Raw genomic sequence first — 20196 nt, 5'->3', positions numbered from 1 at the left:
GAGGATGTTATGAAATATTTAAGTATTGCGATTCCATGTTATAACTCACAAGATTATATGGATAAAGCGATTGAATCATGTTTAATTTTAAAAGATGATGTAGAAATTATTATTGTTGATGATGGTTCTAAAGATAGAACAGCCCAGATTGGTGATGACTATGCCTCTTTATATCCTGATACAATCAAATGTATACATCAGGAAAATGGGGGACATGGTCAAGCTGTAAATACAGGTTTAAAAAATGCAACAGGACTTTATTTTAAAGTTTTAGATAGTGATGATTGGTTTGACCAGTCTTCACTTGTTAAAGTGATAGAAACAATTAAACAGTTACATCAAAAAGATCAAGATGTCGATATGTTCATTGCAAATTATGTATATGAAAAACCAAGTGCCAATAAATCTAGTGTGATTAAATATACAAATGCATTGCCACAAAATAGAACATTCAGATGGTATGATTTAAAACATTTTTACCCACAACAGAATTTATTAATGCATAGTGTTATTTATCGTACACAGTTATTAAGAAATTGTAATTTACAATTGCCAAAACATACATTTTATGTTGATAATTTATTTGTTTATCAGCCATTACCTTATGTCAATACACTGTATTATTTAAATGTTGATTTATATCGTTACTATATTGGTAGGGAAGATCAGTCTGTTAATGAAAAAGTGATGATTTCACGTATTGATCAACAGATTAAAGTCAATAAGATGATGATTGATTGTTGTGATGTGATGAAATTAAAGAGTCGTAAACTGAGAAACTATATGGTGAAATATTTAACGATGATTACAACTGTATCAACAGTTTTACTGATTAAATCAGGAACACCTGAACATTTACAAAAGAAAAATGAATTATGGCAGTATTTAAAAAATAAAAATCCTGAACTTTATAAAGCTGTTAAACATACATTTTTAGGTTCTATGATGGAAATGGATGGACATGTTGGTAAGAAAATGATTACAACAGGATATGCTATTTCTAGAAAGCTGTTTGGATTTAATTAATGAAGAATTTGTTATATCGTTATCGTCATGCATGGGTATTTACATATTTTATTCTTTATTTACCATGGTATTTTGGATTACAGTTAAGGGATATTTCTTTTCATGATGTTTATACAAGTATAGATGCATGTATACCTTTTGTTTCATGGTTTATTTATCCTTATATTTACTGGTTCCTTTTTGTAGCAGGGACAATTGCCTATTTGTTTTTTACACATCGTCGTGATTTTTATAAATGTGTTGCATTTTTGTTTATAGGAATGACCATTTGTTTGATTATTTTTACAATATATCCAACAAGTTTTGATCATCGTCCTGTGATTGAACAGAATTCTTTATCTATGAATCTTGTTCAGTTTATTTATCATGCTGATAAGAGTCAAAATGTATTTCCTAGTATTCATGTCTATAATTCTATTGGATGTGCATTGGCTTTGATATTGTGTCCAGATTTTAAACAATCTAAAGGTATAAAAATATTTGCATCTGTTTCAGCTATTATGATTACTTTATCAACGATGTTTATTAAACAGCATTCTATATTGGATGCTGTGGCAGCAATATTATTGGCTATTATTTTATATATTCTGATTTATAAAAAAGATATTTTTCAGATAGAAAAACGTGTTTCTCTCAAGTAGAGAAACTTTTTTTTAATATGATAAAAGTCAATACAAATAGATTAAATTCACATATGATAATATAAAAATGATAATATGATTTGTGTATAGGGGTATTTTATGGTTAAATATAAAGAAAAAGAGAAGGTGAAGAATATGGAAAAAACATTAATTGATAGAATATTAGAAATGGATCCAGCAGCACGACATCCTTTGAATGTCATTGTGAACTATCCTGGATTACATGCTATGTTTTTATATCGTATTTATCATTTTTTATGGAAATGTCACTTCAAGCTCATTGCACGTCTATTGAGTCAAATTGCGCGTTTTTTAACAGGGATTGAAATTCATCCTGGAGCAACTATTGGAAAACGTTTCTTTATTGATCATGGAATGGGAGTCGTTATTGGTGAAACAACAATCATTGGAGATGATTGTACTTTATATCAGGGTGTGACATTAGGGGGAGTTGGAACTGGTGAACATAAAGTCAAAAGACATCCGACTTTAAAAAATAATGTCATGGTATCAGCTGGGGCCAAAGTCATTGGGGATGTCACGATTGGTGATAATAGCATTATTGGGGCTTCTTCAGTAGTATTAAAAGATGTGCCAGCTAATTGTACAGTTATTGGTATTCCTGGCAGAATTGTAAAGGAAAATGGTGAAAGAGTAGATAAAGCATTATAAACTATGATGCTATATGATAACTTATAGTATTGTTTTTGTATGAGATGAATTCATTTATTTATATTTTATTCATAAAAAACCTCCTGCTTCATAAAAATGAAATAGGAGGTTTTATTGATGTCTATTGAGATACAGGCAGCTTTATATTATTATGATTTGGGTTTGTTAAAGAGAGAAAATCATTTATATTGTTTAGTAGATTTAAAAACAGGTGAGTGGTATGAAAAAATGACGATTTATTATATTGAAATATTGCTGAAAAGATGGAATCAGTATCGAATGTCTATTCAATGATTGAATTCAAGTATATAACATGTTAGAATAAAGCATGTTAAAAGTTGAAATGTCCACGTAGCACAGCTGGATAATGCAACTGCCTCCTAAGCAGTAGATCGGGTGTTCGAATCACCTCGTGGACGCCAATACTACTTATTTACAGGGAGATTTCCCTGTTTTTATATAGATAACTGCTTGCAATTATAAAAAATATATTTAAATAAATCAGTCCTCTCATCAGATATTTATTCCTGAATAGAGGACTCATTTTTTAGTTAGACTAACTCAAATTTATTTATATATCCATTTTTTTATATTCTGCAAAGAAAAACAATGGCAAATCTTTGTTTTTAGATTTCCCGTCATAGGTAATCGGTTCTTCTACATGAACAAGGATTAATCCAACATCACAAGCAACATTTAAATAGTATGATAAAGGACGATGGAAATGTGCAGTTTTCCCCCAGAATTCATTAGTCAATTCATAGACACTAATATATTTTTCAAGGAATTTAGCATACGCATAACCATCCTTATTTTTAAGCCAACAACCATCATAAAAGGCTGGATGGACAATTGAGTAATAGAAAATACCGCCAGGTTTTAATAATCGTTTACACTCACGAAATACCAATTCAATATCATCAATATCCATGAGCACCTGATTACAAAAAATCATATCAAAGCTTTCATCTGAAAAATTGAGTTTCTTTGTCATATCAACCATTCGAAAATCACAACTTGGATAACGTTGGCTTGCTAATGCCAGCATAGCTTTTGAAGCATCAACTCCAATGATATTAGCACCAATACTTTTAAAGTAATTTGTATAAAAGCCATATCCACAACCAAAATCTAATACTTTTTTGGTTTTTTAAATTATAAAACCTTTTCTAAACAACAGCTTTGTTGCTAGCTACATATTCTGATTGTTCTTGATCTTCTGTATACTTTTGGGCTGCATCATTCCATTGGGCAATAATATCACGCATGAGATTTCCCCCCCCTTTTTTTCGTTTTATTTATCATTATTCTTAGCTATCATTATATACTTTCATCTATTTCGATTCAATAAAACGACGAGATTGCAATAAACATTTATGAATAGCTCAACACAAAATGAGTGTTCTATGCTTGAGTTTGTGGTGATAGATTATTCACTTGTATCATTACTTTGCTATGCTATTGAATTTGACGATAAATGAGTTTATATGACTAACAACAGATATGAAGATGAAGATAAAGACAAATATAAGATTCTTTTCGAATTAAAAATGAGTTAAAGATAAAATATTTTATTGTTTAATAAAGGTTTATATGTATTGAAATATTTGTATGATTATGATGAAACAATCTGAAAAGGTTGTTTTTGTTTATGATCATCTTTTCTTTAACCTGTTTATAAGAAAAAGAGCAACGCCAATTTTTATTAAGTCAGGCATAATAAAGGGGATGACACACAATCCTAAAACGGTAGATAATCCAATGACACCTGAATGTTGGGTATAGATCATCATAAACCAAGCAGTACCAAAAGCATAACATACAATCAAACCTGCTATCATAGAAAAAGCTAGGACGATTTGATTTCTACCCATGATTGTCTCTATTCCCCACATCAATAATGCTGATAATAAAAAGCCCATAATATAACCACCTGTTGTACCTAGAAGAACACTTACGCCACCAGTCAATCCAGCAAATACAGGAATTCCAATAGCCCCAAGAAGGATATATGTCAAAACTGTCAATGTTCCTCTTTTACCACCTAAAAGACCAACTGTCGTAAAGACACCCATTGTTTGTAGAGTAAACGGAATACTGGCAGGAATGGAAATCCATGAACAAATAGAAATCATGGCAGTGAAAACACTCATATAGACAATATCTCTGGTTTTATTTGAATCAGTATCTTTTATATATTCCATTGTTTATACACCTCTTTCTAGTGAAGACAGTAGTCATCATAACAGATGTTTCTTCTATTGTAAACTATAAAATGTATTTTGGTTTACAATAAAATGTATAGTACTAGTTATTTGTAGAAAAAAAGAACTTTATGATTTGACTCAATAAAGTTCTTTTCTGTATGTATTTTTTAAAATGCCATTTTATAGCTATCTTTACCAAAACGCTTGATATATTCCTGATCATTATTAGCCAGTCTTAATTTCATCATGACATTACCAATCAAAGCTGGAATGGATGTACCATCTTCATATATTGAAGAACCCCAAACCTGTTCAAATAAATAAGAAATACTAAAAGGCTGATAAGGATGGGCAATGAGAATAGATAATAACTTATATTCATTTTTTGTTAGTGTTAAAGCTTTTCCATTACATGAACATGTTTTGGCAGTTGTATCCATCACAATATCTTTAAAACGATATATACGTCTAGGTTTTAATATCCCATTTTTATAAACTGATTGAATTTTAATATCTAAATCTTTTAAAGCAAAAGGTTCAGTTAAGTAGTCATCTGCTCCAGCATTTAATAATGATTCTAAATAATCAGGAGCTAATGCATCACTTAAAACAATCGTAATGGGTTGACCCCTTAATTTAATTTGTACTAGAAAATCTCTTATTTGAATGCGTGGAAAATTATCTTCAATGATGACACAATCATAAGTATGATTTTCAAAATAATTTTCTAAATCTTTATATGTGATGACTTGTTGACAGATATAATCTTTAGATTCCAGATAGTCTTTGATTTGATTATTGAAATCTTTTTGACTATGAATAATAAGAGCTGTAAATTGTCCAAACATAAAAATTCACCTCTTTATAAGTATAATATGAAATGTAAAAAATACAATAGAATATATTCAAAATATTTTTATTTCATTATATGAAAATGTACGTTATTTAGCTATGACATGATAGATTTTATGTAGACATTGTGAAAATAAATTGATACAATGGTGGAAAAAGAAATGGGGGATGTATTGAATGGATATGAATAAGTTACTTGAAAACTATGGATGTTTGACTTTTAGTGATGATATCATGAGAGAACGTATTCCAAAATCAACTTATAAAGCTTTTCATGAAGCTTTAGATAAAGGTGAACCTTTAGCTAAGGAAACAGCAACAGTTATTGCGAATGCTATGAAAATATGGGCAGTAGAAAATGGGGCCACTCACTTTACACACTGGTTTATGCCAATGACGGGATTAACTGCTGAAAAACATGATGCTTTTTTAGAACCTGATGGTAATAAAGCTATCTTAGAATTTAGTGGTAAAACATTAAGAAAAGGGGAACCTGATGCGTCTTCTTTTCCATCTGGGGGATTACGTGCAACTTTTGAAGCACGCGGTTATACGGCCTGGGATTGTACTTCACCAGCTTTTGTGAAAGATGGAAGCTTATATATACCAACACTATTTTGTTCATATACAGGTGAAGCTTTAGATAAAAAGACACCTTTATTAAAATCCGTTGATGCTTTGACAAAAGCTTCATGTCGTTTATTACCAATGCTTGGTATGGAAGGTATCACTCATGTCAGTGCTTCTGTAGGAAGTGAACAGGAATATTTCTTAGTAGCAGATGAATATTATCAAAAGCGTATGGATTTAAAATTAACAGGTAGAACGCTTTTTGGTGCTATGGCACCTAAAGGTCAGGAATTGGAAGATCATTATTTTGGAAGCTTAAAGCGTAAAGTTGCTGCTTTTATGAAAGAACTTGATCAGGAATTATGGAAATATGGTATTCCTTCTAAAACAAAACATAATGAAGTGGCTCCTGCGCAACATGAAGTGGCTTGTGTTTATCGTAATGTTAATATTACAACAGACAATAATCATTTATTAATGTTATTGATGCAGGATATTGCGAAAAAACATGGATTAAGATGTTTGTTGCATGAAAAACCATTTGATGGTGTGAATGGATCAGGAAAACATAATAACTGGTCAGTTGTCACAAATACCGGTGTTAATTTATTTAATCCAGGACAGAACCCAAGTGAAAATTTACCTTTCTTAGCTGCTTTAGCATGTACAATTAAAGCTGTTGATGAATATGCAGATTTATTGCGTATGACAACTGCCACTGCTGGTAATGATCATCGTTTAGGAGCTAATGAAGCACCACCAGCTATCATTTCTATCTTTTTAGGTGAAGATTTAGATAAAATCATTCATGCGATTATTGAGGGAGCAGAATTAGAAAATATTGATAAAGCAAGATTCCAGACAGGTGTTTCTGTTGTTCCTGATTTTTCTAAAGATAATACTGATCGTAACCGTACATCACCATTTGCTTTTACAGGTAATAAGTTTGAATTTAGAGCTGTTGGTTCATCACAATCTATTGCAGGTCCTAATACAATCTTAAATTCTATTTTAGCTTATGAAATGGAAGAAATGGCAGATGAAATAGAAAGTGGTAAAGAACCTATGGAAGTCATTAAAGAATTCCTATCTCAACATCAAAGAATTATCTTTAATGGAGATGGATATTCTAAAGAGTGGGAAGAAGAAGCAAAAAGAAGAGGACTTCCAAATCGTAAAAATACAGTTGAAGCTATGGAATGCTTATTAGATGAAAAGAATGTTAAAATGTTTAAACGTTTAGGTATTTATAGTGAAATTGAACTTCAGGCACGTTATGAAATCTTACTTGAAAATTATAATAAAACGATTCAAGTTGAAGCTTTAACAGCATTAAAAATGGCAAGAAATGAAATTTATCCTGCCGCATTAGCTTATTTAGATCAAATGACAAAAACATCTTTGCATATGCAAGAATTAGGTGTCAATATTGATTATCTGGTGGATGATGTCAAATCATTATCATCATTGTTATCACAAATGAAAAATCAAATGATGATTTTAGAAAAACATATTGATAGAGCACAACATCTTGAAGCTGATATTTTAGAAATTGCAAAAATATGGCGTGATGATGTATTATCAACAATGACGATATTACGTCAGATTGCTGATCAGATTGAAAATTGTGTAGATGAAAAATATTGGCCTATGCCAACATATATGGATTTGTTATTTGGTATATAAACTGGTATCTTTTGATACTGGTTTTTTTATTTGACAGGTAACTTTTGGGGTTCGCATACGAAAATGTTTCTTATTTGTCAAGAGTGTGATATAATGGAAATAGTTTTGAAGGGGTGGTGTAGATGAAAACGAGGTTATATAGGCAAAGTGATTTAGATTCTATTTTAGAGTTATTTTATCATAATATTCATACTGTTTGTGTTCATGATTATACATTAGAACAGCTAGATGCCTGGGCACCTGCAAATCCAGATGTTTATCGTTGGCAGGTTTCTTTGAATAGAAATCATACTTTGGTTGTAGAAAAAGATTCACAAATTATTGGATTTGGTGATGTTGGTGAAACAGGATATTTAGATAGACTTTATGTACATCCTGATTATCTACATCAAGGTATTGCTTCATTGCTTGTTGAACAATTGGAAAAATATGCCAAAGCCAAAGGAATATCTTTTATGAATACAGCTGCTTCTGTGACATCAAGACCTTTCTTTGAAAAACAGGGGTATAATGTTTTAGAAGAACAGATTGTGGAAAGACGTGGCGTGAGATTGAGAAGATATTTAATGGAAAAGAAGCTTTAGCTGTTGAGGAAGAAAAGAGATTTTCTTCTTTTTATTTTGAAGTTTCATAATTTGAAATTTAAAAGACAAAAATAAATATTTCGATATAATCATGATGATTGTGGAGGGAAATCATGAATAGAAATGTAAAGAGATATATCATTATTATATTAGGGTTTATTATAACTGGGACAGGTTCAGCTTTAACTTTAAAAGCTGGTATTGGCGTTGGAGCCTGGGATGCTTTAGCCAAATCAACATCAGATTTGACCGGGATAGAGGTTGGAACAGCGGGTATTCTTTTCAATAGCAGTTGTGTACTGGGACAAATTCTTATTTTAAGAAAACAATTTCGTGTACGCCAGTTGCTTCAGATTCCTTTTAGTATTTTACTAGGTACGGTTATTAATTTTATGGTTTACCATATTTTAACTTTCCCATTTGATTCTTTTGGTGGCGGAATCGTTTTATATTTATGTGCCAGTACTTTAGCGGCATTTGGTGTGTCTATTGTCATGTTGTTGGATGAAGTAACGTTTGCTTTAGAAGGCTTCTGTATGGCATTGACAAAGCTTTTACCTTTTAAGTTTTCTACGATCAGACAAGCTGTTGATGTGATATCTATCTTGGTGATTATAGGGTTGACTTTATCAGCCCATATTTCCTGGTCTATTGGTGTAGGAACAATTCTAGGAATGTTAACATTTGGACCAACATTAGGTATTTTTATGAAATTATTTAAACCTATATTAAAAAGACATCAGTTGCTTAATTATGAATAAAACTCAAATCTATTTCAGACTTGAGTTTTTTTTTTTTCCAATAATTATAAAAATAATAAATCACAATGGCAATCAGGGCACCACATGTATCAATAAGAACATCTATGAATTGGCCAGCTCTGCCACCTATAAATAACTGATGGAATTCATCAGTGCAGGCATATAGAAAAGCACATATAAGTGAATAGACGATAATCTTTTTCAATGGATATTGATTCTTATAGAATCCATAAATAAAAGTCAAAGTTAAAACAGCATATTCGCTCATATGAGCAGCTTTTCTGACAATCAATTCTGTTATAGGAATATGTAAGTAAGTTTGAATCCATAAAACAATTTGTGAACTTAGTCCAGATGATTCATTTCCTGTTTGTTGTGAAAACATAAAAATGATGATCATTAAGATGAAGGATGGTATAAAATATTTGATTTTCTTCATAAAAACACCTCTTGGTTATTATAAAAGAACTTGTCTTTTTCGACAAGTTCTAATCTGTTAAATCTTCACCGTTAGAAGCAATGACTTTCTTATACCAATAGAAAGAATCTTTGCGATATCTCTTCAGTGTTCTTAATTCAAATTCATCTCTATCTACATAAATGAAGCCATAACGTTTTTTCATTCCTTCATGAGTAGAAATTAAGTCAATAGCAGACCAAGGATTATATCCTAGCATTTCACATCCATCACTAATCGCAAGTCTGATCTGTTCAATATGTTTTCTTAAATATTCAATACGATATGCATCATGGACTTTTCCATCTTCTGTTAATGTATCATAAGCTCCTAAACCATTTTCAGTGACTAATAATGGTAAACGATATCTTGAATACATTTCACGAATTGTTGCTCTAAATCCCATAGGGTCAATTTCCCAACCGAATTCAGTTGTTGGAAGATAAGGGTTTTTAAATCCTTTAAACATACCTGTTTCCCCACGTGCTGTTTGTTGGTCAGCTGCAGAGTCACATTCTACAGTACCATCTTCCCACTCACAAGTTGCTGTATTGTAGTAGTTGAATCCAATGAAATCTGGATGCCCATTTTTCAATGCTTCTGCGTCACCTTCACCAAAATCAGGTGTTGCATCATGTTCTTCTAACCAAGCCCAAACAAGATTATTGTAAACACCATAAACAGCCATATCTAAATATAACCAGTTTCTAACGGCATTATAGTTTTGAGCAGCTAAAACATCTTCTGGTTTACAGCTAGCTGGATAAACAAGTGAAATGTTTGGTGCAGGTCCAATTTTAGCATCTGGTAACATTTCATGACATAATGCCATGGCTTTTGCCTGAGCTACTAACATATGGTGGTTTTGTTGATAGATTTCTTTTAATTCATTTGTACATCCTTCAGGTATAGTCAATGTTCCAATCACAGGACCAACAAGTGTTAACATATTTTGTTCATTGATTGTTAACCAGTATTTGACTCTATCACCGAAGTTTTCAAACATCACTTTCGCAAAATTCACAAACCAGTCAATTGATTCTCTATTTGACCAGCTACCTCTTTGATCCAATGCAGCAGGCATATCAAAGTGGAACATTGTGACGATAGGTTCAATGTTGTATTTGAGACATTCGTTAATTAAGTTGTTGTAGAATTCAATACCTTTAGGATTGACTTCACCAGTTCCTTGAGGCAAGATTCTTGTCCATGCAATAGAAAAACGATAAGACTTGAATCCCATTTCAGCCATTAAGGCAATATCTTCTTTATAATGATGATAATGGTCAGCACAAACAGTCAAATCAGAAGTTCCTTCAGGCACTTTTTTAACATCCTGACAAGATGGTCCTTTTCCATCTTCTAAATTTGCACCTTCAACCTGATAGGCAGAAGTACTTGCACCCCAAAGAAAATCTTTAGGAAATGGTTTTAATGTTTTGTGTATCATAATTTCTCCTCCTCATACAAGCGTTATTATATCGAAAAGTTTTTTGAAATAAGAAATTTTCCAGAAGATGAAAAAAATTTTTATAAAATGAAAACTATTTGAAGAAGATGTATTGAAAATTGATGATTTATCATGAATAATAGAGAAAGATGTGAAAATAATCAGATAAATTGAAAATGGGATGTTCAAAACAATATTTGATAAGAGGATAGAAATCATTTTCGATTTTAGACAGTAATGATTCATGATTATATGGGAAATAGGAGGGAAAATAATGAATCAAGACAAAATTATCAATGAAATTATTCCACATTTTTTATGTGAAGGGAAATTATTAAAAATCATTCCTTTTGGCAATGGTCATATTAATGATACATATCGTTTATATTATCAGCTTGAAGATGGTCAGACACAATCTATGATTTTACAGAGAATGAATACATATGTGTTTCAAAGTCCTGACAAGTTAATGGAAAATGTTTTAAATGTCACTTCATTTTTAAAGAACAAAACAATTCAAAATGGAGGAGAACCTGAAAGAGAAACACTCACTGTGATTTTAACTGATCAGGATTTACCTTATTATCAGGATCATGACAATCATGTCTGGCGTATGTATGCCTTTATTGAAAATACAATGAGTTATGATTTGGTTGAAGATGAGAATATTTTTTATCAGAGTGCTTTAGCATTTGGAAAGTTTCAAAATTTGTTAGCTGATTATCCTGCTGATACGCTCTATGAAACAATTCCAGATTTTCATGATACAAGAAAGAGATATGATGCTTTTATAAAAGCAATGCAAGAAGATTGTATGCAAAGGGCTCAAGGTGTATCAAAAGAGATTGCGTTTGTTATTGAACATGAACATTATGTAGATCGCTTTAATGAAGCATTACAAAAAGGAGAAGTTCCTTTAAGAGTGACACATAATGATACCAAATTAAATAATATATTATTTGATTGTGATCAGCATCAGGCTGTATGTATTGTGGATTTGGATACAGTGATGCCTGGACTTGTGATGAATGATTTTGGAGATGCTATTCGTTTTGGCGCAAGTACAGCTTTAGAAGATGAAAAAGATTTATCTCAGGTTGCATGTGACATGCATTTATTTGAAGTTTATACAAAAGGTTTTATTGAAGGAACACAAGGAAAACTTACACCTCAGGAAGTAGAATTGCTGCCTTTAGGTGCTTTAATGATGACATTAGAATGTGGTATTCGTTTTTTAACTGATTATCTACAAGGTGATGTTTATTTTAAAACTGATTATCCTGAACATAATTTGGTTCGTTGTCGTACACAATTTCAATTAGTCAGTGATATGGAAAAGAAATGGGATCAGATGACAGCTATTGTGCATCAATATGCCTACGTTCACCAATAATACACTTCTTTATGGGATAATGATTGTAAGGAGGGAAGACAATGGTTGGTTTTGAGATGGGATTGGAAACAGGTGGTTATGATATGATGTTTACATTGGTTGCGTTATTGATTTTGGGCATGATTTTTGTGATTATCATCAGAGGGATTCAACAATGGCATCATAACAATCAATCACCTAGGCTTACAGTGAATGCTAAGGTTGTTTCTAAACGTACCAACGTCTCTTTTCATCATCATGGTCATGATCATGGCGTGACATCATCAACAACTTATTATGTGACTTTTGAAGTGAAAAGTGGAGATCGTTTAGAATTTGTAGTGAACGGACGTGAATATGGTTTTCTGGTGGAAGGTGATTATGGAGAGCTTACTTTCCAGGGAACACGCTATATAGAATTTATAAGAACATAAAAAAAGGGTTAAAGTTCATTGACTTTAATCCTTTTGCATATTTTCCCATTGTTCAAGAAGCTGATCAAGTTGTGTATGACCATCATCAATCTTTTGAACGACTTCATTATATTTTTTATAATCATTGAGTACGTCTTCTTCCTGTAATTGAAAATTCCATTCTTTGATTTGATTTTCTAGTGTGGAAATTTCTTTTTCAATTTTTTTGATTTGATTTTGATGTTTACGTTGTAAAGACTGTGCTTTTTTATTTTCAATATAAGATGTATTATTTTTTTCTTTGGTTTCTTTTACTTTTATTTTGTGATCCATATATTGAGAATAATTACCACTATAAATATGACTGCCATGAGCATCCATTTCTACAACTTTTGTAGCAAGTTTATTAATAAAATAACGATCATGACTAATAAAGAGAATTGTTCCTTCAAATGAAAGTAAAGCATCTTCTAAGACTTCTTTAGATTCAATGTCTAAATGATTGGTTGGTTCATCTAAGATCAGGAAATTACAGCGTGATAATAATAATTTCATTAAGACAACACGACCACGTTCTCCACCTGATAAGACATCAATTGTTTTAAAAACGTCATCACCCTTAAATTGAAAAGAAGCACAGGCATTTCTAATCTGTGTGTTATTCATTTGTGGGTATGTATCACTGATTTCCTGAAAAATCGTTTTATTGAAAGATAGTGATGTGTGTTCCTGATCATAATATCCAATCATGACTTTGCTGCCTAATTTGATTTTACCAGCCGTTGGGACATAATCATTTAAAATCAGATGAAACAATGTTGTTTTCCCAATACCATTTGGACCAATTAAAGCAACACGTTCTTGTTTTTTGACTTCAAAATTGATGTGTTCAAAAAGTGGTTTATCAAATGCCATAGCTAAATCTTTCACTTTAAGTACATCATATCCTGATTCTACCAATGGTTGAAATTGGATACGTATCGCTTGTGGCAGGGCATCTGGTTTTTCAACTTTTTCCATCTTAGCTAAAGCTTTTTCTTTGCTTTCTGCACGTTTGACTTGTTTTTCACGATTAAATGATTTTAATAAATCAATACTTTCCTGCATACGTTTGATTTCTTTTTGATTATCAATATAATGTTTTAATTCTACTTCACGATTATGTTTTTTAATAATCGCATATTCCTGATATGAACATTTATAAGTTGTAGCTTTGCCATGTTCAATTTCAACAATCTGATTAGAAATCTGATCAATGAAATAACGGTCATGGGAAACCATAATAATCGCATGAGGATAATTTTTTAAATAGTTTTCCAGCCATTCAATGGATTCAACATCTAAATGATTGGTAGGTTCATCCAATAATAAAAGATCTGGTTTTAATAAAAGAAGTCTACCTAAAGCAATACGTGTTTTCTGTCCACCAGACAAAATAGAAATAGGCATTTCCCACATAGATTCATCAAAACCTAAACCTTTTAAAACACCTTTGATTTGACTTTGATAGCTATAACCATCATTATGTTCAAATTCATATGTTAAGCGTTCATATTCATCCATGATAGCATCTAATTGTTGACTCGTTGACATCTGCTGTTCAAGTTCACGAAGACGTTTTTCTGTTTCAATAAGAGGCTGAAAGACATCTTCGAGAGCTTGATAAATAGAAAATTCTGGATTTAATGTATTATGTTGAGATAAATAGCCTATTTTGGTGTTTTTAGGCATAAAGATTTCACCACTGTCATAGCTTTCCTCACCACAGATGATTCTAAGCAGTGTGGTTTTTCCTGCCCCATTGACACCAATAATAGCCAGTTTATCATGATTTTCAATTTTAAAAGTAATATCTTTAAGCAAGTCTGTTCCTTGGAATGACTTTTTTAAAGATGAACAAGCTAATATCATTTTGATCACCTCGTTCATTGTAACATACATCATTGAAAAGATAAACTGTAAAAGTTATAGTTGATTGTTTAAACATAACCTTGTATAATTGTATACAATAAGTGAAGGGGTGGTTAAAAATGAATTTAGCATATAAGGTTTTACAGGCACATTTGAAAGAGGGAGAATTAATTCCTGGAACTCCAATCTGTATTGGAATTGATCAGACATTGACGCAAGATTCTACTGGCACAATGGCTTATTTACAGTTAGAAGCTATGGATACAGGGAAAGTTGCAGTTGAAAAGGCAGTAGCTTATATTGATCACAATATGTTACAGACGGGGTTTGAAAATATGGATGATCATGAGTTTATTCGCAGTGTTGCGAAAAAACATGGGATTACTTTTTCAAAACCGGGGAATGGTGTTTGTCATCAGTTACAGTTAGAAAACTTTTCAAAACCAGGGAAAACACTGGTTGGAAGTGATTCACATACACCAACATGTGGTGCTATGGGAATGATTGCGATTGGTGCAGGGGGATTGGATGTTGCGGTTGCGATGGCAACAGGAAAATATTATTTACAATGTCCAAGTGTGATTCAGGTTCATCTGACAGGTAAAAAAGCACCTTGGGTGAGTGCTAAAGATATCATTTTAAAAATTTTACAGTTATTAAGCGTAAAAGGTGGCGTGAATAAGATTGTAGAGTATACAGGTGAAGGAATCGCTTCTTTATCATTAACAGATCGTGCCACAATCTGTAATATGGGAGCTGAACTTGGTGCAACAACATCTATTTTTCCAACCGATGCAAGAACTTTAGAATATTTAAAACAACAGGGTAGAGAAGCTGATTATGTGGAAATGAAAGCTGATGAAGATGCCCAATATGATGAACGCTTAGATATTGATATGTCTACACTTGAACCAATGGTAGCTAAACCTCATAGCCCAGATGCTGTGGTGAGTGTTAAGGAACTGGAAGGTATGCATATCAATCAGGTTGTCATTGGGTCATGTACGAATTCATCATTTGCTGATATGATGCGTGCGGCCAAAATTTTAAAAGGTAGAAAAGTGGCAGATCATGTTTCATTGGTTATTGCGCCAGGATCTTCAAGTATTTTAGCTATGTTATCACAAAATGGAGCTTTGGCAGATATGATTCATGCAGGAGCCAGAATTCTTGAATGTGGTTGTGGTCCTTGTATTGGTATGGGGCAGGCACCTCTTTCTCAAGGGATTTCTTTAAGAACAATCAATCGTAACTTTAAAGGACGTTCTGGAACAAATGATGCTGGTGTTTATCTGGTTTCACCAGAAATTGCTGCCTTGTCTGCTGTTAAAGGATATCTATCATGTGAATTTGAAGAAGATATGTATTTAGATGAAGTTCCATCAACACCATTTATTAAAAATGAAAACTTCTTTATCAATGAATATGATCCAGATACAAAAGTCTATATGGGACCTAATATTAAACCAGTTCCTCGTGGTGAAAAACTATCAGCTGATATTCAAGGAAAAGTTGTGTTAAAAGTAGGAGATAATATTTCAACTGATCATATTGTTCCTTCAGATTCAAAATTATTACCATTCCGTTCTAATGTTCCACATTTAGCCAAATTTGCTTTTTCAAAAGTGGATGATCAGTTCTATACAAGAGCTAAGGAAAATCATGGTGGATTCATTGTTGGTGGTGATAACTATGGACAAGGATCTTCAAGAGAACATGCGGCTTTGGTACCGAATTATTTAAAGATTAGAGCTATTTTTGCTTTATCATTTGCAAGAATTCATCGTTCTAATTTGATTAATAATGGTATTTTACCGATTGTGATTGATCAAAAAGGTTATGATTTCTTTAATGAAGAAGATGACTATATTTTATTAAATGTCAAAGAATCTGTAGAAAATGATCAGCCGATTATAGTTCAAAATCAACGTACAAAAGAGACTTTATCAACGCAGTTGACTTTAGCACCAAGAGAAAAAACAATGATTTTACAAGGTGGATTATTGAATGCGATTAAAGAATTAGGAGGGGATTTTTAATGAAAGCTGTATTAATTCCAGGTGATGGGATTGGACCAGAAATTGCCAAAAGTGTTGAAGCTTTAACAACAGCCATGAATTTGGATATAGAATGGGTGAAATATCGTGCGGGGGCTGAATATGCCAAAGAAACTGGAGATGTTTTTGAACCTGGACTTGTCGAAGCCATTGAACAATATAAATGGGCATTGAAAGGCCCAACAGCAACACCTATTGGAACAGGATTTAGAAGTGTCAATGTGGCATTAAGACAAAAGTTTTCGACTTATGCCAATGTTAGACCGATCCGTTCATTCAAGGGAATCAATTCTAGATATGATGATATAGATTTGGTCATCATTCGTGAAAATACAGAAGATTTATATAAGGGGATTGAATATAAACTGAATGAAAACATAGCCAATGGTGTCAAATTGATTACCAGAGAAGCCAGTGAAAAAATTTGTCGTTATGCCTTTGAATATGCGAAAATCAATAGTCGTCATAAAGTGACAGCTATTCATAAAGCCAACATCATGAAATATACAGATGGACTTTTCCTGGAAGCTTTTAGAGATGTTGCCAAGTGTTATCCTGATATTGAAGCGCAGGAAGTCATTGTAGATAATATGTGTATGCAACTGGTTTTAAGACCTGAAACTTTTGATGTTCTGGTTGCACCTAATTTATATGGTGATATTGTTTCTGATTTATGTGCTGGATTAGTTGGTGGATTAGGTTTTGCGCCTAGTGGTAATATTGGAGATGAATATCGTATTTATGAAGCTGTTCATGGCAGTGCCCCAGATATTGCAGGTCAAAATATCGCCAATCCAAGTGCATTATTATTAGCTTTTGCGTTGATGTTGGAAGATTTGGGAAAGATCGAAGCGGCAAATGCTTTAAGAATGGCATTATCAAAAGTTGTTGAAAAACAGGAAACTGTTACACCTGATATTGGTGGACATGCTTCCACTACTGAATTTGTAGACGCCATTATAAAAGAATTATAGGAGGGAAACATATGCCGTCACATAGTTTATTTGAACATGTAACACATGGCTCTTTGGGAAATAAAATATTTGATATTTTAAGAGATCGCATTTTAAATGAAGAATATGAACATGGGCAAAAATTAAATGAATTGGCTTTAGCTAATGAATTAAAAATCAGTCGTACACCTATTAGAGAAGCTTTAAAACAATTAGAGTTAGAAGGATTGGTTGAAAGTATTCCTAATAAAGGTGTTTATGTCAAGGGATTTTCACCACGAGATATTGATGATATGTTTGAAATTCGTTGTGCTTTAGAAGGCTTAGCGATTCAACTGGCTATTGATCGAATGGATGAAGAACATTTAGCTAAAATTAAAGATGTGTTTGAATTGATGGAATTTTATACTGCCAAAAAAGATCAGGAAAAAATTAATGATTTGAATATTTTGTATCATGAAACCATTTATCAGGCAACACAATCTCAATATTTTGAACAGCTGTTAAAAGATGTGCATTATTATGTTTCTGTCACAAGTCGTCATTCTATTACCCAGCCTGAAAGATTGGAAACAGCTATTCAGGAACATCGTGCTATTTTAAATTCTATTGTGGCTGGTGATAAAGAATTAGCAAAAGATACGATTCAAAAACATATTAGAAAGACACAAACGCTTGTTCGTGCTTATTATGCGAATAAGAAAAAGAAAAATAATAAAGTGAATGATTGAGTCTGAAAATTCTTTTTCATGTCATATAAATCATCTCATAAAACATTTGTGAAGATACGATGATAAGTATCTTCTTTTTTTAATAAAATAAGCATGAAAAGACTGATGAATGATATAGGGAAAGAAACTCTTTTCAATAAATGAAAATAATAAGCAAAATAAATGATTTGATATTATACTTATCATTAAGGATAAAGGAGGATTGATTATGGAAAAGAAACCTGTAAAAATTGTAACAATTGGTGGAGGAAGTAGCTATACTCCAGAATTGATGGAAGGATTTATCAAGAGATATGATGAACTTCCTATTAGAGAAATTTGGCTAGTTGATATCGAAGATGGAAAAGAAAAATTAGAAATTGTTGGTGCTATGGCTCAACGTATGTGGGATGCATCTCCTTATGATGTGAAAGTGCATTTGACTTTGGATCGTAGAGAAGCATTAAAAGATGCAGACTTTGTCACAACTCAATTTAGAGTAGGTTTATTGAATGCACGTGTCAAAGATGAAAGAATTCCATTTTCATATGGTATGTTAGGTCAGGAAACAAATGGAGCTGGAGGAATCTTTAAAGCCTTCAGAACAATTCCTGTGATCTTAAGCATTGTCGAAGACATGAAAGAATTATGTCCAGATGCATGGTTGATTAACTTTACAAATCCAAGTGGAATGGTCACAGAAGCTGTCATGAAATATGGAAAATGGGATAAAGTGATTGGATTATGTAATGTTCCAGTAGGTGCAATGATGGCTGAACCTGAAACAATTGGAAAAACATTAGATCAGTTAACATATAAGTTTGCAGGATTGAATCATTTCCACTGGCATAAAGTTTATGATGAACATGGAAATGAAGTGACTCAACAAATCATTGATGCAATGTATGAAGGAAAAGATGGAGGAATTCCTGCGAATATTCATGACATTCCTTTCTTTAAAGAACAGCTTGATACAATGCAAATGATTCCTTGTGGATATCATAGATATTACTATCGCCAAGAAGAAATGTTGAAACATGGTCTTGAAGAATACAGTACAATTGGAACAAGAGCACAACAGGTCAAACAGACAGAAGAAGAATTGTTTGAATTGTATAAAAATCCTGAATTGGATCATAAACCAGAACAGCTTGCTAAACGAGGCGGAGCACATTACAGTGATGCAGCATGTGAAACAATCGCATCTATCTATGCGAATAAGAATACACATATCGTTGTCACAACAAGAAATAATGGAGCTGTCCCAGATTTACCACCAGAAGCAGCAGTAGAAGTCTCAGCATATATTGGAGCAACAGGCGCAAAAGCGATAGCATTTGGACCATTCCAGCCAGCAGAAAGAGGATGGCTACAATGCATGAAGAACATGGAATGGTGTGTAGAGGAAGCCGCAGTCACAGGAGATTATGGAAAAGCATTACAGGCATTTATCCTTAATCCACAGATTCCATCAGGAGCTACAGCAAAGAGAGTATTAGATGAATTATTATTAGCACATAAAAAATACTTACCACAGTTTGCTTCTAAGATTGCCCAGCTTGAAGCAGAAGGTGTTACAATCAAAGATGATGTCGCAAGAGAATTAACTGAAAAAGGTTTATAATAAGATTAAAAAGGCTATAAAGAATGAAAAGTTCTTTATAGTTTTTTTATGGATAAATATTTGTTTTAAAATGAGTTTATGTCATAGTATTTACTATAAGCAAATATTATGATATATTTGTCTTAGAAAGATATGTTTTTTAACTTTTTTATCCTGAAAAAAAGAAAAATGTTAAAATAATGCGTATATAGATAAGTGAAGGGTTCCTGATTATCATTCTTTAAATATCCAAGAGATTGAAACTATAAAA

At 32.3% G+C, this 20196-nt stretch carries 18 protein-coding genes, 1 tRNA gene and 1 pseudogene; 14 read left to right on the top strand and 6 right to left on the bottom strand.

Features of this window, described 5'->3' with window-relative positions; translation table 11 throughout:
• Positions 1-9 precede the first annotated feature (9 nt).
• The 5 genes from ACESR5_RS05345 to ACESR5_RS05325 all read left to right on the top strand — a co-directional run bounded on the left by ACESR5_RS05345 (position 10) and on the right by ACESR5_RS05325 (position 2761).
• Positions 10-1026, top strand: a complete 1017-nt coding sequence (locus tag ACESR5_RS05345; RefSeq protein WP_087296769.1) for a glycosyltransferase family 2 protein — start codon at positions 10-12, stop codon at positions 1024-1026.
• Positions 1026-1667, top strand: a complete 642-nt coding sequence (locus ACESR5_RS05340) for a phosphatase PAP2 family protein (protein WP_087305365.1) — start codon at positions 1026-1028, stop codon at positions 1665-1667. Before ACESR5_RS05345 ends, ACESR5_RS05340 begins: the two co-directional genes overlap by 1 nt.
• A 135-nt stretch (positions 1668-1802) precedes the next feature.
• Positions 1803-2339, top strand: coding sequence for a serine O-acetyltransferase EpsC (gene epsC / locus ACESR5_RS05335; RefSeq protein ID WP_289527334.1), 537 nt, complete (start codon positions 1803-1805; stop codon positions 2337-2339).
• 117 nt (positions 2340-2456) lie between these two features.
• Positions 2457-2633, top strand: coding sequence for a hypothetical protein (locus tag ACESR5_RS05330; protein WP_164483490.1), 177 nt, complete (start codon positions 2457-2459; stop codon positions 2631-2633).
• A gap of 51 nt (positions 2634-2684) precedes the next feature.
• Positions 2685-2761 (top strand) — tRNA-Arg (locus ACESR5_RS05325).
• 149 nt (positions 2762-2910) lie between these two features.
• Here the strand turns inward: ACESR5_RS05325 and ACESR5_RS05320 are convergent.
• The 3 genes and pseudogenes from ACESR5_RS05320 to ACESR5_RS05310 all read right to left on the bottom strand — a co-directional run.
• Positions 2911-3474, bottom strand: a pseudogene (locus ACESR5_RS05320) (class I SAM-dependent methyltransferase); the annotation flags it as partial.
• A gap of 520 nt (positions 3475-3994) precedes the next feature.
• On the bottom strand, positions 3995-4543 hold the full coding sequence (locus ACESR5_RS05315) for a biotin transporter BioY (RefSeq protein WP_373154574.1): 549 nt from the start codon (positions 4541-4543) through the stop codon (positions 3995-3997).
• A gap of 170 nt (positions 4544-4713) precedes the next feature.
• Positions 4714-5394 (bottom strand): response regulator transcription factor, encoded by a 681-nt coding sequence (locus ACESR5_RS05310; protein ID WP_087243468.1) that lies wholly within the window; start codon positions 5392-5394, stop codon positions 4714-4716.
• A 187-nt stretch (positions 5395-5581) separates the two neighbouring features.
• On the opposite strand from ACESR5_RS05310, the gene ACESR5_RS05305 reads away from it, so the two are divergent.
• The 3 genes from ACESR5_RS05305 to ACESR5_RS05295 all read left to right on the top strand — a co-directional run bounded on the left by ACESR5_RS05305 (position 5582) and on the right by ACESR5_RS05295 (position 8999).
• Positions 5582-7654, top strand: coding sequence for a glutamine synthetase III (locus ACESR5_RS05305; protein WP_373154657.1), 2073 nt, complete (start codon positions 5582-5584; stop codon positions 7652-7654).
• A gap of 122 nt (positions 7655-7776) precedes the next feature.
• Positions 7777-8238, top strand: coding sequence for a GNAT family N-acetyltransferase (locus ACESR5_RS05300; protein ID WP_087243466.1), 462 nt, complete (start codon positions 7777-7779; stop codon positions 8236-8238).
• 113 nt (positions 8239-8351) lie between these two features.
• Positions 8352-8999, top strand: coding sequence for a YitT family protein (locus ACESR5_RS05295; protein WP_373154572.1), 648 nt, complete (start codon positions 8352-8354; stop codon positions 8997-8999).
• Here the strand turns inward: ACESR5_RS05295 and ACESR5_RS05290 are convergent.
• Both ACESR5_RS05290 and ACESR5_RS05285 read right to left on the bottom strand, forming a co-directional pair.
• Complete coding sequence (locus ACESR5_RS05290) at positions 8986-9438, bottom strand: VanZ family protein (RefSeq protein WP_373154570.1); 453 nt, start codon at positions 9436-9438, stop codon at positions 8986-8988. The two genes, ACESR5_RS05295 and ACESR5_RS05290, sit on opposite strands and share 14 nt — an antisense overlap.
• 49 nt (positions 9439-9487) lie before the next feature.
• Positions 9488-10906: a glycoside hydrolase family 1 protein gene (locus tag ACESR5_RS05285; protein ID WP_087298080.1), complete on the bottom strand. Its 1419-nt coding sequence runs from the start codon at positions 10904-10906 to the stop codon at positions 9488-9490.
• A 274-nt stretch (positions 10907-11180) separates the two neighbouring features.
• Between ACESR5_RS05285 and ACESR5_RS05280 the strand changes: the two genes are divergently transcribed.
• Together ACESR5_RS05280 and ACESR5_RS05275 are read left to right on the top strand one after the other, a co-directional pair.
• Positions 11181-12299, top strand: a complete 1119-nt coding sequence (locus ACESR5_RS05280; protein WP_373154568.1) for a phosphotransferase enzyme family protein — start codon at positions 11181-11183, stop codon at positions 12297-12299.
• A gap of 41 nt (positions 12300-12340) precedes the next feature.
• A complete protein-coding gene (locus ACESR5_RS05275; protein ID WP_087298078.1) occupies positions 12341-12712 on the top strand; it encodes a DUF2500 domain-containing protein in 372 nt (123 codons plus the stop codon).
• Between the two features lie 24 nt (positions 12713-12736).
• Here ACESR5_RS05275 and ACESR5_RS05270 read toward each other — a convergent pair whose 3' ends face one another.
• The gene (locus ACESR5_RS05270; protein WP_373154566.1) at positions 12737-14602 is read right to left on the bottom strand and encodes an ABC-F family ATP-binding cassette domain-containing protein; all 1866 of its coding nucleotides are present in this window, start codon (positions 14600-14602) and stop codon (positions 12737-12739) included.
• 119 nt (positions 14603-14721) lie between these two features.
• Between ACESR5_RS05270 and ACESR5_RS05265 the strand changes: the two genes are divergently transcribed.
• The 4 genes from ACESR5_RS05265 (at position 14722) to ACESR5_RS05250 (ending at position 19946) form a co-directional block, all read left to right on the top strand.
• Positions 14722-16641 (top strand): aconitate hydratase, encoded by a 1920-nt coding sequence (locus ACESR5_RS05265; RefSeq protein ID WP_373154564.1) that lies wholly within the window; start codon positions 14722-14724, stop codon positions 16639-16641.
• Positions 16641-17633, top strand: a complete 993-nt coding sequence (locus ACESR5_RS05260) for an isocitrate/isopropylmalate dehydrogenase family protein (RefSeq protein WP_373154562.1) — start codon at positions 16641-16643, stop codon at positions 17631-17633. Before ACESR5_RS05265 ends, ACESR5_RS05260 begins: the two co-directional genes overlap by 1 nt.
• An 11-nt stretch (positions 17634-17644) precedes the next feature.
• On the top strand, positions 17645-18343 hold the full coding sequence (locus tag ACESR5_RS05255) for a GntR family transcriptional regulator (RefSeq protein WP_087243457.1): 699 nt from the start codon (positions 17645-17647) through the stop codon (positions 18341-18343).
• A gap of 208 nt (positions 18344-18551) precedes the next feature.
• Complete coding sequence (locus ACESR5_RS05250; RefSeq protein WP_087243456.1) at positions 18552-19946, top strand: 6-phospho-beta-glucosidase; 1395 nt, start codon at positions 18552-18554, stop codon at positions 19944-19946.
• Positions 19947-20196: the final 250 nt, after the last annotated feature.

The organism is Clostridium sp. AUH-JLR23, from assembly GCF_964238065.1.
Taxonomy (GTDB): domain Bacteria; phylum Bacillota_I; class Bacilli_A; order Erysipelotrichales; family Coprobacillaceae; genus Allocoprobacillus; species Allocoprobacillus merdigallinarum.
Note: the sequence above shows the minus strand (reverse complement) of the source record. Positions and strands in the feature narration are given on the sequence as shown.

Excerpts from the sequence above, each read along its gene's own strand:
- ACESR5_RS05345 (WP_087296769.1), top strand. The coding sequence starts at position 10 with ATGAAATATTTAAGTATTGCGATTCCATGTTATAACTCACAAGATTAT.
- ACESR5_RS05340 (WP_087305365.1), top strand. The coding sequence starts at position 1,026 with ATGAAGAATTTGTTATATCGTTATCGTCATGCATGGGTATTTACATAT.
- epsC (WP_289527334.1), top strand. The coding sequence starts at position 1,803 with ATGGAAAAAACATTAATTGATAGAATATTAGAAATGGATCCAGCAGCA.
- ACESR5_RS05330 (WP_164483490.1), top strand. The coding sequence starts at position 2,457 with ATGTCTATTGAGATACAGGCAGCTTTATATTATTATGATTTGGGTTTG.
- ACESR5_RS05315 (WP_373154574.1), bottom strand. The coding sequence starts at position 4,543 with ATGGAATATATAAAAGATACTGATTCAAATAAAACCAGAGATATTGTC.
- ACESR5_RS05310 (WP_087243468.1), bottom strand. The coding sequence starts at position 5,394 with ATGTTTGGACAATTTACAGCTCTTATTATTCATAGTCAAAAAGATTTC.
- ACESR5_RS05305 (WP_373154657.1), top strand. The coding sequence starts at position 5,582 with ATGAATAAGTTACTTGAAAACTATGGATGTTTGACTTTTAGTGATGAT.
- ACESR5_RS05300 (WP_087243466.1), top strand. The coding sequence starts at position 7,777 with ATGAAAACGAGGTTATATAGGCAAAGTGATTTAGATTCTATTTTAGAG.
- ACESR5_RS05295 (WP_373154572.1), top strand. The coding sequence starts at position 8,352 with ATGAATAGAAATGTAAAGAGATATATCATTATTATATTAGGGTTTATT.
- ACESR5_RS05290 (WP_373154570.1), bottom strand. The coding sequence starts at position 9,438 with ATGAAGAAAATCAAATATTTTATACCATCCTTCATCTTAATGATCATC.
- ACESR5_RS05285 (WP_087298080.1), bottom strand. The coding sequence starts at position 10,906 with ATGATACACAAAACATTAAAACCATTTCCTAAAGATTTTCTTTGGGGT.
- ACESR5_RS05280 (WP_373154568.1), top strand. The coding sequence starts at position 11,181 with ATGAATCAAGACAAAATTATCAATGAAATTATTCCACATTTTTTATGT.
- ACESR5_RS05275 (WP_087298078.1), top strand. The coding sequence starts at position 12,341 with ATGGTTGGTTTTGAGATGGGATTGGAAACAGGTGGTTATGATATGATG.
- ACESR5_RS05270 (WP_373154566.1), bottom strand. The coding sequence starts at position 14,602 with ATGATATTAGCTTGTTCATCTTTAAAAAAGTCATTCCAAGGAACAGAC.
- ACESR5_RS05265 (WP_373154564.1), top strand. The coding sequence starts at position 14,722 with ATGAATTTAGCATATAAGGTTTTACAGGCACATTTGAAAGAGGGAGAA.
- ACESR5_RS05260 (WP_373154562.1), top strand. The coding sequence starts at position 16,641 with ATGAAAGCTGTATTAATTCCAGGTGATGGGATTGGACCAGAAATTGCC.
- ACESR5_RS05255 (WP_087243457.1), top strand. The coding sequence starts at position 17,645 with ATGCCGTCACATAGTTTATTTGAACATGTAACACATGGCTCTTTGGGA.
- ACESR5_RS05250 (WP_087243456.1), top strand. The coding sequence starts at position 18,552 with ATGGAAAAGAAACCTGTAAAAATTGTAACAATTGGTGGAGGAAGTAGC.